Annotated in this window: 9 protein-coding genes and 1 pseudogene; 5 read left to right on the forward strand and 5 right to left on the reverse strand. The window is 24.8% G+C overall.

Annotated elements, in window-relative coordinates:
* Window positions 1–162 precede the first annotated feature (162 nt).
* Both AVENP_RS11815 and AVENP_RS11820 read left to right on the forward strand, forming a co-directional pair.
* Window positions 163–960, forward strand: coding sequence for an AraC family transcriptional regulator (locus AVENP_RS11815; RefSeq protein WP_128359094.1), 798 nt, complete (start codon window positions 163–165; stop codon window positions 958–960).
* A 44-nt stretch (window positions 961–1004) separates the two neighbouring features.
* Window positions 1005–1892, forward strand: a complete 888-nt coding sequence (locus AVENP_RS11820) for a DMT family transporter (RefSeq protein WP_128359095.1) — start codon at window positions 1005–1007, stop codon at window positions 1890–1892.
* A gap of 39 nt (window positions 1893–1931) precedes the next feature.
* Here AVENP_RS11820 and AVENP_RS11825 read toward each other — a convergent pair whose 3' ends face one another.
* Window positions 1932–2636 carry an SDR family NAD(P)-dependent oxidoreductase gene (locus AVENP_RS11825; protein ID WP_128359096.1) on the reverse strand — a complete coding sequence of 235 codons (705 nt, stop codon included), beginning with the start codon at window positions 2634–2636 and terminating at the stop codon, window positions 1932–1934.
* A 105-nt stretch (window positions 2637–2741) separates the two neighbouring features.
* Here AVENP_RS11825 and AVENP_RS11830 point away from each other — a divergent pair, with 105 nt between their 5' ends.
* The gene (locus AVENP_RS11830; RefSeq protein WP_128359097.1) at window positions 2742–4625 is read left to right on the forward strand and encodes a sensor histidine kinase; all 1884 of its coding nucleotides are present in this window, start codon (window positions 2742–2744) and stop codon (window positions 4623–4625) included.
* A 69-nt stretch (window positions 4626–4694) separates the two neighbouring features.
* On the opposite strand, the pseudogene AVENP_RS16115 reads toward AVENP_RS11830, so the two are convergent.
* Window positions 4695–6026: pseudogene (locus tag AVENP_RS16115) on the reverse strand (methyl-accepting chemotaxis protein); the annotation flags it as partial.
* Between the two features lie 1253 nt (window positions 6027–7279).
* Here AVENP_RS16115 and AVENP_RS11840 point away from each other — a divergent pair.
* Window positions 7280–8356, forward strand: coding sequence for an RNA polymerase factor sigma-54 (locus AVENP_RS11840; protein WP_172664302.1), 1077 nt, complete (start codon window positions 7280–7282; stop codon window positions 8354–8356).
* Here AVENP_RS11840 and AVENP_RS11845 read toward each other — a convergent pair.
* From AVENP_RS11845 to AVENP_RS11855, 3 genes are all read right to left on the reverse strand, one after another.
* On the reverse strand, window positions 8326–9951 hold the full coding sequence (locus tag AVENP_RS11845; protein WP_128359100.1) for an EAL domain-containing protein: 1626 nt from the start codon (window positions 9949–9951) through the stop codon (window positions 8326–8328). The two genes, AVENP_RS11840 and AVENP_RS11845, sit on opposite strands and share 31 nt — an antisense overlap.
* Window positions 9952–10129: 178 nt before the next feature.
* Complete coding sequence (locus AVENP_RS11850) at window positions 10130–11926, reverse strand: methyl-accepting chemotaxis protein (protein ID WP_128359101.1); 1797 nt, start codon at window positions 11924–11926, stop codon at window positions 10130–10132.
* A gap of 2 nt (window positions 11927–11928) precedes the next feature.
* The gene (locus AVENP_RS11855; RefSeq protein ID WP_128359102.1) at window positions 11929–13125 is read right to left on the reverse strand and encodes an EAL domain-containing protein; all 1197 of its coding nucleotides are present in this window, start codon (window positions 13123–13125) and stop codon (window positions 11929–11931) included.
* A gap of 395 nt (window positions 13126–13520) precedes the next feature.
* Between AVENP_RS11855 and AVENP_RS11860 the strand changes: the two genes are divergently transcribed.
* Window positions 13521–14801, forward strand: coding sequence for an MFS transporter (locus tag AVENP_RS11860; RefSeq protein ID WP_128359103.1), 1281 nt, complete (start codon window positions 13521–13523; stop codon window positions 14799–14801).
* Window positions 14802–14823 lie beyond the last annotated feature (22 nt).

Consider the following 14823-nt stretch of genomic DNA (forward strand, 5'->3'; position numbering starts at 1 on the left):
TCTTATAATAATTTTTCTTAATATTTTATCTTTTTAAACACTCAAATAAAAGGAAAGATGGGCATTCTTCTACTTCAAATAAAATAAAAAAATATTAAAATTTCTTTTGAAAATAGCAACTTTCTACTATATTTTATTTTTCATATCTTGATATAATATATTATGAAACTAAAATCTTTAAGTAATACTTTTTTTGAAAATGTTACAAATTCACATAGTGAATTTAAAAAACATTTCCATGATACTTATACTATTGGATTAACCCATGAAGGCTTATTTAAATCTATTCATGAAAATAATATTAATCTATCATACAAAAATTCAACCAAAGTAATAAATCCAGGAGAAATGCACGGAGGAAACTCAAACTCATGGAAATATACAAACTTTTATCCATCAATTGAATTAGTAAGCGCGATTTACGAACAAATATTTTTTGAAAAAAAAATTCCTATTTTTACAGAACATATTATTGAAGATTTGAATTTATACAAACTTTTATATAGTTTTTTTTTAAGTGCTTTAAAAAATGAAGATGAAATGATAGTTGAGACATATTTAATATCCAGCTTATCTTATTTGATAAAAAACTATACTTTTACAACTTTAAAAGAGCCTAAATTTAACAATAATATAATTCTTGAAAATTCTATAACTTATATAAAAGATTGTTTAGAAACAAATATTTCATTGGATGAATTAGCACTTAATTCAAGTCTTAGTAAATACCATTTTTTAAGAATTTTTAAAAATTCAACTGGAATTACTCCTCATCAATATATTTTAAATCAAAAAATTGAAAGAAGTAAAGAACTTATATTAAAAGGTATGAACCTTTCAGAAGTTGCTTTTAATTTGGGATTTAATGATCAATCTCATTTTATTAAAACCTTCAAAAAAACCTATGGTTATGTACCAAGTCAACTAAAACAAAAAAGCAATTTTTTACTATACAAATAACTTCTCTAGTTGATACAATCCTTCATCAAATTAGAAAGATTAAAATGAGCGAAAAAAACAAAAATATTTTTTATGCCTTTATGTTTCTTGCAATGGCAGGATGGGGATTATCTTGGGTTAGTGCAAAAGTTTTAAGTGCTTATATAAATGAGTATGAAATGATATTTTTTAGAAATATATTTACAGTGATTACTCTTCTTCCTGTTTTATTATTTACCAAAAAGAGTTTTTATATAAACCTAAAAAGTTTTATTTTAGTTCTTGTGGCATCAGTTGTAATGATAGCTTATATGAAATGCTTTTTTTTAGGAACAAAATTTGGAACAGCAAGTCTTGGTGGTGCATTGGTTACAACTATGATTCCTATAAATACCTTTATAATTATGGCTTTATTTTTTGGAAAAAAAATAGAAAAGAAAGATATTTTTGCTTTGATTCTTGGAGCTCTTGGAGTTTTTACAATGTTAAATATTTGGTCTTTTTCCCATGAGGAAATATTTTCACAAAAAAATATTTATTTTGTATTAGCTTCTATTCTTTGGCCAATTCTTACAATTGTAAGTTCAAAAGCTACAAAAATTTCACCTATGGTTTTTACCTTTTATATGTATGTAATTACAACTATAATGGTTATGGTATTTTTTGTTGATGTGCCAAATATAAATTATAAAGAGTTTGATTGGATTTTTTGGTTAAATGTTCTTTCAATATCAATTATTTCAACAACATTTGCAACAACTCTATATTTTGTAGGAATTGAAAAACTAGGAACAAATGAAGTGAGTTCCTTTATTTTCTTAGTTCCTTTATTTGCCATTATTTTAAGTGTAATTTTCTTGAAAGAGAATATAAGTTTATCTATAATTGGGGGAACTATATTAACTCTAATTGCCGTAAAAATTCTAAATAATATAAAAATTTTCAAGAAATAAAAATAGCAAAAAACTATAGTTTTTTGCTATTTTTTAATCTTATCTAGGATATGAACAATTATTTATATCTAAACAAATTCCATTTATATACTCTGGACAATCTGTTGCTAACCAAACAATAGCTTTTGCAACTTCTTCCGGTGTTGCGAATCTTCCAGTTGCTACTGTTTTTTTGAATTCTGCTTTTCTTTCTTCTGAATTATCTTTTTGCATATCAGTTTCAGTTGGACTTGGAGCAACACAATTTACAGTTATACCGTGACTTCCTAACATTTTTCCATAGATTTTTGTAGCATTTATAAGTCCTGCTTTTGCAATTCCATACCAAACATCTGGATGACCGATTTGTCCAGCAATTGAGGCTGTATTTACAATTCTTCCATATTTTTGTTTTTTCATATGTTCACAAAAAATATTCATTAATTCAACTGGAGTATATAAATCCACATTCATAATGTGTTCTTTCGCTTCCTTTGGATAGTTATTATAAGTATATTTTGGTTGCATATAACCAGCATTATTAATTAAAATATCAATATTTCCAACCTCTTTTGCAAGGGCTGGTAAACCATCTACATCCGATAAATCATATTCAATAGCCGTTACATTTTTAACTCCAACTATTGGACAAGTATCAAAATCACGTGCTACGATAATTACTTCATAACCAAACTCTAACATAGCTCTTGAAACAGCTAAACCTATACCTTTATTTCCACCTGTTATTAAAACTTTTTTTGACATTTTATTCTCCTATTAATAATTATATTTTATAAAACCATTGATTACAATCATTCTATTAAAATTTAAATTGTGTTAAAATTAATTTAACTATAAAATAGGAAATAAATGACATATAAAAATGAAAAATCACTTGTAAACATCATTAAATATACCCCTTTAATATTTATAATCTCCCTTTCTTTAATTATTAGCCTATTTTTATATTTTGAAAAACAAAATGAGTTAGAAAAACAAAAAGAATTTATAAAAAATGAATTTATAAAAAGAAACCAAGAATTTGTAAAAAATGAAGTAGAAAATTTATATGATTTAATTCTTAGAACTCAAGCAAAAACTGAAGAAAAATTAAAACAAAGTATAAAAGAAAGAGTAAATGAAGCAAATAATATTGCTATGAGAATCTACAATGAAAATAAAAATACAAAATCAAAAAAAGAAATTATTAAAATGATTAAAGATGCTATTGTTGAGATAAAATTCAACGATGGGCGAGGTTATATTTTTATTTATGATTTTGATTATAAATGTATTTTATTACCAATAAATAGAACAATTGAAGGAAGTAGTGTTTATAATTTTCAAGACTCAAATGGCATGTATTTAGGTAGAGAAATTGTAAATAGTTTAAAAGGAAAAGACGAAGCTTTTTTAGATTGGTACTTTCCAAAACCTAATGATTTAAATTCTTCTTTTAAAAAAATTGGTTTTAATGTTCACTTTAAACCTTATGATTGGTTTATAGGAAGTGGAGAATATGTTGTGGATTTTGAAGAGAGCATGAAAAAAGAAGTTTTAGAATATATCTCAAGATTAAAAACAAATGAAAATAATTACTTTTTTATTCTAGATTATAATAATAAAACTATTTTTCAAAAAGTTGACAATGTAGTTGATAAATCTTTTCAAAAGTTTACATCTAATGAAGATATTGAATTATTTGAAAGAATCTTAAGTTTAGCAAAAAAAGGAGGAGGATTTGCCACTTATGATTACAAAATTCTAGATAATGAAATACCTCTTACAAAAACCAGTTATGTAAAATCTTTGGATAATTGGGGTTGGATTTTAGGAAAAGGTTTCTACCATAACTATTTAAATCATCTAATTGAAGAAAAAACTTTACAACTAAATAAAGAATTCAATAACAATATAAAAAATATTTTATTAATTACTTCTGTATTAACTCTAATCTTATTAATTCTTTCTTTTTATATTTCTAAAATATTAGAAAAAAAATTTCAAAATTATAAACAAGAGATAAAAAAACAACAACACATTTTATCTCAACAATCAAAAATGGCTGCAATGGGTGAGATGTTAGGAAATATTGCCCATCAATGGAGACAACCACTTTCTGTTATTACAACCGTTGCTTCTGGTATGAAATTACAAAAAGAGTACAACACTCTTGACGATGAAACTTTTGATAAATCAATTGAAAATATAAATAATTCAGCTTTATATTTATCAGATACAATAGATGATTTTAGAAACTTCTTTAGCACAGACAAAACTAAAAATAAATTTAGTATAAAAAAAGTTTTTGAAAAAGTTTTTAAATTAACCGGTGCTCAATTTAGAAATCATGAGATTATTTTTATTAAAAATATAAATGATTTTGAACTATATGATTTTGAAAATGAATTTATTCAAGCACTAATTAACATTTTAAATAATGCAAAAGATGCTCTAGAAAATAAAGATAATCCTAAAGTGATTTTTATCTCTACATATAAAAAAGACAATACAGCTTTTATAACAATTACAGATAATGCAGGAGGAATAGATGAAGATATTATTGATAAAATTTGTGAACCCTATTTTACAACAAAACATCAATCAAAAGGTACAGGAATCGGCCTTTATATGACAGAAGAAATTATTACAAAACATATGAATGGAACTCTTTTAATCAAAAATTGTGAAGTAGTTTATGAGGATATAAAATACAAAGGTATAGAAGTTACTATTGAACTTACTATAAATTAAATTTTGATAGGATTTTTCCTATCAAAATTATTTTAACTTCTAATGCCCAAGATTACAAATTGGGAAGTGTTAGAAATTTTCCCAGTCCTCTTCATCTAATTTACTTGAAATACTCTTTTTTCTATTTGAGTTATTTTTATGTGTAAGTTGAGTGGTTTTTGTATTATTTTTAGTATTCATATCTTTTGCTTTTACTTCTTTCTTCCCTGCAAACTCTTTTTCATCTGCATTTGTAACAATCAATTTTGCTATTTCATCCGTAATTTCAGCTATATCTTGAGTTTGAGTTGCCACTGCTGCATTTTGTTGTGTTTGTTGATCTAATTGATTTACTGCATCATTTATTTGTTCAATTCCCGTTAATTGCTCTTTACTTGACATCTCTATATCTTGAATTAAATTTATTGTTTGTGATATATTTTGATTTAATTGTTTATATCCAATTATCATATTACTAGCAATATCTTTTCCTTGATTTGCTTTTATTGTTGCTGTCTCTACTATACTTTTTATCTCACGTGCTGCTTCTGCTGAACGAGATGCTAGGTTTCTCACTTCTGCTGCAACTACTGCAAATCCTTTTCCTGCTTCTCCTGCTGTTGCTGCTTCTACGGCTGCATTTAAAGAAAGAATATTTGTTTGGAAAGCTATTTGGTCAATTACTGTTATTGCTTCATTGATAAGGTTTACTTGATTGTTTATCTCATCCATTGAAACTGTTGTTTGATTAGCAAGTCTTTCACCCTCAGAAGCAGAAGCTGTTACATCATTTGATAGTTTAGCCATTTGTGCAATATTTTCTGTGGTACTTCTAATATTACTTGTAATCTCTTCTAGTGCTGCTGCTGTCTCTTCTAAAGATGCTGCTGCTTCATTTGAACTTTGGTTTAATTTATCTACATTTGATAAAAGTATATTAGAACTATTTTCTAATGTTAAACCATTTGATTTATTTTCAACTAACATTCCAGTGATTGAATCACCTAATGTATTTACACCATTTGCTAATTTTAAAAGTTGTTGTTTCAGATTTTTTTTATCAATTTTATTTAAATAATTATAATTACTATATTGCTCTAAAATTTTTAACACATTTTCAATATTATTTTCAAGATTATTTGCCATTTTATTTAAAACTGTTTTTAGTTCCATAAGTGCTGGATTATCTACACTTATATTTAATCTTTGACATAAATCACCTTGTTCAAATTCTCCTAAAACAGCGATTGCTTCATCTATTAATTTTCTATCTTCATCTATACTTTTTTGTGTTTTTTCTATATTCTCATTTACTATTTTTGCCATTATTCCAAATTCATCTGTTGAATTTATATTTATTAATTGAACAGTTGGAGATTCTCTATTTAAGTATGCAAAAAAGCTAAATAATCCATCTTTAAAAAGATTTAAAAGATTTGCTATATTCCGAGGAAGTGCAATGGCTATAAAAATTCCAAATACTAATATAACAATAGAAACGATAGTTATTAAAAATTTTGTTTCATCATTTAATTTTGCAACTTCTGGTCCAATTTCATCTTGTCTTTTTTTTAGTGATAATTTTATATCTTCTGCAGTTTCAGCGATTGCAGGTCCAATAATATAAATTTTTTCATCCAAAATTTTATTTCTTTGATTTATAGTTTCATATATCTCATTAACACCATTACTATATATTTTTGTTAATTCAATAATCTCTTTTATTTCTACGCTATCAAAATTATTTCTAAATTGCTTTACTTTATCTTCAAAATTCACAAACTCACTAAGTATTCGTTCATAATCATTTTTACTATTTGATTCTAAAAATTTCATAGTATATAATCTACATAAAAGAAAATCTTTTAAAATTTTCGAATACTCAAAAGATAAATCTATTCTATTTTTTTCTTGATTTTTTAATATTATAGAAGTTAAGGCATTTTCGACTTTTTTACCATTAACATTCAAATTATTAGTAAGAATATTATCTCTTTTTTTCATCAGTTCAACAACTTGTAAAAAACTCTCTTTATACGTATCAAGTGAACTATCCATATTTTTTAATAAAAGGTTATTATTTGTATCTTTTATATCAGATTTTGCTTCATTTATAAAGCTTTTTGAGTTATCAAGATAATCACTAAATTTTTCTAAATCTGCACTAGATTGATTATTTATATAATTCAAAACAGATAATCTCATCATAAGCATATTTGCTTGAACTCTACTTGCTAGAACGCTACTTTTTGCAATTCCTCGATATTCTGTAAAACCATCAGATGATTTATTTGTTGCATAAATACTATACACTGCCAATAATACTATCAGACCAATAATCACAGAAAAAGATAGTATTAACTTTATCCTGATTGTTAAATTATTAAACATGTTTTTCCTTCTTAATTAATATCTATATTTCAAAATATTTTCCTTTACTTTAAACTATAAGCCTTTTTACAAAAGATAATTCATCTTCTCTTAATTGGAATTATTTCATATTTAATTCCTCCCTATTTTATTAGTATTTTATTACTATTTTATATATGTAAAAAGTTATTATCTTATCTTATCTTATCTTCCAATTAATTGGCCAATTTATTTTTTAGCTTATTTTGATAAAATGCCGAATGAAAAAAATCTCTTTTTATTTACTCATTAACAAGCTCTATTTGATGAGTTTTAGGACTTATTTAAATTATTTAAAAACAGATATTTTGAGTTCTAGCTGGTTTAAAAAAGCATGTAAAGAGAAAAAAATTAAGATTAAATTTTTATCGAAGAGCTACTTTTGTGATGAAACAAAAGATTATTATTTTAAGTATGAAAAGAAAAATCTTTATTTTTTTAAACTATTTTTAATAAAATTTGAATACCAACAAGAGTTAGAGAATAATAATCATTTAAAACTATTAAATATCAATATCAAAAATGAAACTATTTTTAAAGTTGTTACTTTTTTATTTTCAATTCAAAAGTTATTTTTAAAAACAAACTATTATTTAGATATGAATATAATTGATAGAAAAATATTTATAAGTGAATATATTAAAAAATATGACTCTTACTTAGATACCTCAATACTATCAAAAATAATAAATAACACTTCTTATATGAATGAAAACAAAATTTATAAACTGACTAATTTATTTCCTAAAAAAACATTTATCTATTCTTTATATATAAAAGAATTGATTCATTCTGAATCTATAAAAAATGATGATAATTTAGTAGAATTATTATTTATTAAATATCATATTAAAATATCTAGAAGAACTGTTTGTAATATTAGAAATACATATCTGATACCAAGAACTAAAAAAGAGAATTTAATTGATTTAACTTTACATACAAAAGATTTTTATGTTGAAAGAAAGAAATTAACTAAAAAAAATATTTTTATTTTAGAAAATGATTTATCAGGTGTTTATGAACTATCATCTGAAAAAACAATTAGTTATCCTTTTTTAAAAAATAAAGTTATATATATAGGGTCATCAAATAATATAAAAAAAAGATTAAAAACATATACATTTAAATATGCTCACACAAAAAATATCAAAGAGTTTATAAAAGAGAATAAAAATATCTACTTTAGAATAATCAGAACTCTAAATCATAAAGAATTTGAAAGAAAACTTATCAATTCTTTTATAAATATTCATGGAGATTTGCCAAAATTAAATACTCAAAGAGTTTTAAATGTCCCAAATGAAAATAATTATTTTAATAAATCAGGTTTTCCAGTATAAAAACCTTGTGAGAAATCTACTCCAATCTCTTTTATGATTGAGAAAATTGTTTCATCAATTACATATTCAGCAATTGTTTTAGAGTTGGTTTTTCTTGCAAAATCAACAATTATTTCCACGATTATTCTATGTCTTTTATTTGTGTGAATACTTTTAATTAAAGAACCATCAATTTTTATAAAATCAACATTTAGTTTTAAGATATGCTCAAAGTTAGAATAACCTGTTCCAAAATCATCAATTGCAATTTTTGCGCCAAGTGCTTTTACTTGTGTTATAAAATTTGCAACTTCATCATAGTTTTCAATTCCCTCAGATTCTAATATTTCAAAAACTATTCGTGAAGCTGTATTTGTATTTATAATTGTATGAATAATTTCTTGTACTGTAGTTGCATCTTGAATATCATCTATTGATAAATTTACAGAAAAACTCTCTTTTCTATTTTTAAAGGTATTACAAGATTGATGAATAACCTCTTTTGTAATGTGAGAATAGAGTTTTGTTTTTTTAGCAATTTTTAGAAAATCTAAAGGGGGAATTATTTGATTATCTTTATCAACCATTCTAACTAATGTTTCGTATTTATTAATTTCACCTGTTTGAACATCCATAATTGGTTGATAATGACAAATAATTCTATCATCTAAAAGTGCTTCTCTTATTGAAGTTGCAATTGCAAGATTTTGTTTATATTTTTGTTCAATATTTGCATTTTCTTCATAAATTGAAACTTTTATTTTTTGCTCTCTTGCATAATTAATAGCAATATCAGCTTTTGTAAGTAGTTTATCTTTTACTTTTGCAATTCCTGCAGAAAATTGAATATGAATAGTTTCATCTTCAATATGAAATAGTTCTTCTTCAAATAAAGCTAAAAGATGCTCAATATTATGTTTTATATTTTCAACTGAAATATTTTCATAATATAAAATTGCGAATTCATCTCCATCAATTCTATATGGTTTTAAATCCAAACTTAAAAACCATTTTGAAATATCTTGTAAAATTTTATCTCCACTTTCCACACCAAAAAAATCATTTATTACTTTAAATTCATCAATATTAAAAATTACACATGCTGTTGGTGCTTTTTCATTAATATCCAAAATTATCTTTTGTCTATTTGGTAAATTTGTTAATTGATCATAATAGGCTAATTCTTCATTTTTCTTTTCTAATAAAACTTGTGCTGTAATATCTCTTCCACTTCCAATAGTTCCAATTAATTTCCCATTTTCATCATGTAAAGGAGCTTTATGAACTTCAAGATATACGAGTTTTCCTTTGATATTTCCATACTCTTCAAAAATCATAGGTTTCATTTGCTCAATTACCACATAATCAGAATTAAAACATAACTCTCCAAAAGTATGCCATTGTTTATTTTGTGGGTGTTTTTCTCTTTCTCTTTGGGCAAAAAAAACATCTTTTTGTCCAACTACTTCTTCTGGATTTGCCATTAATAATTTATTACAAATTGCATCATTTGCATACAAATATCTACCTTCTAAATCTTTTGCCCACAACATATCTGGTAAATGTTTTGATATAAGTTTCAAAAAGTTTGCAGCTTGGGGAAGAGTTAAATCCATAGAATTTCCTTGAAAAAGTTATAAAATATTCATATATAAGTATTCTATCAAATTATTTTATTTTTTATCTTAATATTAATATAATTATTATTTAATTAAGATATTAAATAAAATCCCTTAAATTGGCAACTTCTTCAATTATTATAATTAGCGATTTCTTATTTTCTTACATTATATTCTATTGTTTTGTATTTTTCATATTGTTTAATTCTACAAATAACTCGTCTAATATATTTTCTATTTCAACGGATGTAGTTAATATATTTTTTTCATCTCTTTGTTTTATTGCTAAACCATAATATGAAAGTTTTGTATCTAGTTGAACTGTTTTTTCTTTTATTTTATCTAAAGATAAAGTGTTAACTTTTCCTTTTGATTCATATTTTTTTATAAATATATCTATATTTTTTCTATTTTCAACATCTATATTTATATCTTTACTATTATTATTTACTTGATTTAAAATAGCTTGTTTATATTTTGCATAATCTATTTTTACATTGTTTATCTCTTGAACTAAATCAAAATCTGAAATTCTATTTTCCACACTTTTATCATATTTATTTAATGCGGCAGCTTTTATCATACTTTTTGCCACGTCATTAGTTTGAGTTGCAAGTTCTTTTGTTTTTGTTGCCATATTTGCATTTTCTTGAGTTATATGATCAAGTCTATTCATCGTTTCACTTATTTGTGAAATATTTTGCATTTGAATTTCATTTGATTTTGCAACATCATCAATGATTACTGTATTTTCTTGAATCATTGAAGCTAGTTTTTCAAAACTATTTTTCATCTCTTGTGAATAATTTTTACCATCTATTGATTTTAAATTTGCAACTTCAACAAGATGTTTTATCTGTTTTGCAGCATCGGCACTTCTGTTTGCAAGATTTCGCACTTCTGCTGCAACTACTGCAAATCCCTTTCCAGCTTCACCAGCAGTTGCTGCTTCAACGGCTGCATTTAAAGATAAGATATTTGTTTGAAATGCAATTTGGTCAATAATTGTAATTGCTTCTTGAATAGCACTTGTTGAATCATTTATCTCAAGCATTGATTTTTCAGTATTTTCAACTAACTTAATTCCCTCATTTGCATAGTTTTTTGTTTTTGTGGCAATTTCTAACATGTTTTTAGCTTTTACTGAAGTATCTGCAATATTTGATGTAATCTCAGCAACTGCTGCGCTTGTCTCTTCAAGTGATGCTGCTTGATTAATAGTAGCATTATGTAAACTACTAACTAAGGCTAAAAGTTGATTTGATTTTTCATCTAAAACATATCCATTTTTATTTATCATTGCTAAAAACTCAGATACATTTGTTCCAATCATATTTAAACATCTTAAAAGTGTATTTACAATTGCTCCAATATCACTTTTATCAGCTTTTATCTCAAAATTTCCATTTGCATAACTAAGTGATGTAATAAATGAATTAACAATATTTTCCCTTAAAGAGTCAATCATATGGTTAAAATTATCTTTTAATTCATTTATGTAAACATTATTTGCATTCCCATTTATTCGATAAACTAAAAAACCTTTCCCTATCATTTTTGATACAAATTTTGCTTCACTTATAACTTCATTATCAATTGCAAGCCCATCTTTTATTTTTTGAATATTTTGATTTAATTCTTGTGCCATTTCACCTAAATGGTCATTTGAATTTAAATCAATCATATCAAGATTTTTTTCCGTTGAAGTAAGATAGTTAAAAAATCGGCTAAGTCCTGATTTTATTGTCAATATAGAGTTATTAATATTGTTTGAAATTGATACAAACAAAAAAAGTGTAATTAAAATTACAAGTAGTACAAATATTACTATAAAAATTGATTTATTATCAAAATCACCTAATAACATCTGATTTATATAAAGTACTGAAATTAATAAAAATCCCAGAAAAGGGAATGTTATTAAAAATATTAATTTCGTTTTTAAACTAAGTTTGTCCAACAAACTTTTCATGATTAATTCCTTTTAATTATTATGTCTAAACATATTATGTAAGATTCATTTTCTAATTCAAATTTTTTAGCAAATGTTTTACATATATTTCCACTGGCATATGAGATATATTTTTCACTTAAAAATATCCCTTGTTTTGACTCCAAAGTTATGTAGTAATACTCTTTTAGATAATGTTCATCGCCATTTTTAGATGGTTTGAAACGGTCATTAATACTTTTTATACTTGTATCATGTACTTGTTTTGATGTTTTTACATCTATTAAATATATGGCTTCTAAAGTAGAATAATTATCTAACTCTTTTCCAATAATATTTTTTGCATTTTCAATATAATTAAATTGTTCAATGATTTTATCTGAGACTAAATTATAATTATTTACCAAATCTCTTTTTTTATTTATTGAATCAATTGTTCTTTGCTTAAATATATTCCCTATTTCAGCAATTTTTGACAAAATTTTATTTTCTTCATTACTATCTAATTCATTAATTGCTTTAGAAAAATAGTAACCTTGAAAAAGATTTACATTTGATTTCATTGAAAGACAAATTGGATCTTCATCTTCTACGCCTTCTGCTAAAACTGTAATTCCTGAATTGTGACTCATTTTAATTATTGCTTTTACTATCTCTTTATTTATTTGATTATTTCGTATATTTCTAAATAGTGATTTATCAATTTTTATTAAATCAGGTTTTATTAAATTAATCCTATCAAAAGTAGAGTTCCCCGTTCCAAAATCATCTAAAGCTATTGCAAATCCCAACTCTTTATAATAAAGACAAAAGTCTTCTAAAGCTTGAGTATTTGCTATTTCATCCTCTTTTATTTCAATTACAAAATTTTTGTAAGGAATTACAATATCATCAATTGTTTCAACAAAACAATAGTTTCTCAGATTTTTATCAAAAGTATTTATTAGTGAAGATTCAAAATTTAGAAATAGTAATAAGTCATTATTTTTCAAATAATATTGTTTAAATTTTTCTATAGCTTTATTTCTTGTTAATATATCTAATTCTAAACTCAAATTTGATTCCAATGCTAAAGCAAAAAGTTCATAAGGAGGTATAGTTTTCCCTTGATATGTACATCTAGTTAGTGCTTCAAAGGCATATATTTTTTTAGTTCGTATTGATACAATTGGTTGAAAATAGATTTCAACTAATTCTTTTTCTATTATTTCTCTTATCATTATCTTTACAACTTATTATGTTTATTTATACTTTATTATAGATAATTATTTATCTTTTAGCCATTATTTAATGGAAATTTTTTATACAACTGATAGTTTTAAATCGTTTTTAATAGATACTAAACATATTATTTTTTTAATACTTATTTTAAATAATAACATATAGACAAACTTATACATCTAACTAAATTGTATATTATACATACAATTTAAACTTAATTTTACATTAATATTATAACTATTAAATATATTTATAGATTAACATTATAAAATATCCTACTAAAAACTTAGTAAAACATAAAAATTAATAATTGAATACTTTATATACATTAAAATGTAAATTTAATATTTTTTACAGCTTATAATTACCCTATAAATTAAATGAGGAGATGGTTATGTCTTTAAAAGAATTAAAAGGTCAAGGTCACTGGCCAACACTGTTAGCTGCTTTTTTGTATTTTGACTTTAGTTTTATGGTTTGGACAATGATGGGTCCGTTAGCGACTGAAATTGCTGAATCATTAAAAGCTACTCAAAATTTTATTATGAGTGCAGATCAAAGTGCAACATTAGTTGCAGTTCCAGTTCTTGCTGGTGCAATTTTAAGAGTTGTATTAGGATTTTTTGTTGATAAAGTAGGAGCTAAAAAAACTGCATTAACATCACAATTTATTGTTGTTGTGGGTTTATTTTATGCTTATTATAAAGGTGCAACAATTACTTATGATGAGTTGTTAGCTGTTGCATTTATATTAGGTTTTGCAGGTGGTTCATTTGCAGTTGCACTTCCACAAGCTGGTCAATGGTATCCTCCAAAACTTCAAGGTGTTGTTTTAGGACTTGCGGGTGCTGGAAATATTGGAGTTGTAATTGACTTTATTTTTGCACCAAAAATTGCTGAAATTTGGGGATGGCAATCAGTATTTTTAGTGGGAGCTGTATTATCTTTATTCATTTTTGTTGTTTATATTTTCATGGCAAAAGATGCACCAGCTGATGTTTATAAATCAAATCCAAAAAAACTAAAAGATTATGGAAAACTATTAAAAGACAAAGATACTTGGTGGTTTAATCTGTTTTATTCTATTAGTTTTGGTGGATTTGTAGGATTTGCTGTGTATATGAAAGTTTTCTTAATGGGTACATATAAACCTGAAATGGCTGCATTTGGTCTTGATATTTTAACTGAACCAAATGTAATGGTAACAGCTGGATATTTTGGAGCTTTATGTATTTTTGCTGGTGCTGTTTTAAGACCAGTTGGTGGAGCAATTGCTGATAAATTAGGGGGAATTAAATCTTTATATTTCTTCTATGGTGTTGTTTGTTTATTATCAATTATTAGTGCTACATTTACTTTACCATTTGGTATAGCTATTGTGGTATTATTCTTAATTATGGCAAATCTTGGTATGGCGAATGGTGCAGTTTTCCAACTTGTTCCTCAAAGATTTGGAAAAGATATTGGAATTATGACAGGAATCATTGGATGTGCAGGCGGTCTTGGTGGAACTGCGATTATCAAAACTTTTGGTTGGTCAAAAGGTGTATTTGATGGATATGCAGCTGGATTTATAATTTTTGCTATTGTTGTATTTATTGCCATTTTAGGAATTTCACTTGTAAAAACAAGATGGAGAACTACTTGGGGAGTTCAAGCTGGCGGAAGAATCTAATTTTAATATATCAAAGGGGTGT

This window comes from Arcobacter venerupis, from assembly GCF_013201665.1.
Taxonomy (GTDB): domain Bacteria; phylum Campylobacterota; class Campylobacteria; order Campylobacterales; family Arcobacteraceae; genus Aliarcobacter; species Aliarcobacter venerupis.

What these genes read in the sequence shown, in the direction of transcription:
- AVENP_RS11815 (WP_128359094.1), top strand. Translation starts at nt 163, where the DNA reads ATGAAACTAAAATCTTTAAGTAATACTTTTTTTGAAAATGTTACAAAT.
- AVENP_RS11820 (WP_128359095.1), top strand. Translation starts at nt 1,005, where the DNA reads ATGAGCGAAAAAAACAAAAATATTTTTTATGCCTTTATGTTTCTTGCA.
- AVENP_RS11825 (WP_128359096.1), bottom strand. Translation starts at nt 2,636, where the DNA reads ATGTCAAAAAAAGTTTTAATAACAGGTGGAAATAAAGGTATAGGTTTA.
- AVENP_RS11830 (WP_128359097.1), top strand. Translation starts at nt 2,742, where the DNA reads ATGACATATAAAAATGAAAAATCACTTGTAAACATCATTAAATATACC.
- AVENP_RS11840 (WP_172664302.1), top strand. Translation starts at nt 7,280, where the DNA reads ATGAGTTTTAGGACTTATTTAAATTATTTAAAAACAGATATTTTGAGT.
- AVENP_RS11845 (WP_128359100.1), bottom strand. Translation starts at nt 9,951, where the DNA reads ATGGATTTAACTCTTCCCCAAGCTGCAAACTTTTTGAAACTTATATCA.
- AVENP_RS11850 (WP_128359101.1), bottom strand. Translation starts at nt 11,926, where the DNA reads ATGAAAAGTTTGTTGGACAAACTTAGTTTAAAAACGAAATTAATATTT.
- AVENP_RS11855 (WP_128359102.1), bottom strand. Translation starts at nt 13,125, where the DNA reads ATGATAAGAGAAATAATAGAAAAAGAATTAGTTGAAATCTATTTTCAA.
- AVENP_RS11860 (WP_128359103.1), top strand. Translation starts at nt 13,521, where the DNA reads ATGTCTTTAAAAGAATTAAAAGGTCAAGGTCACTGGCCAACACTGTTA.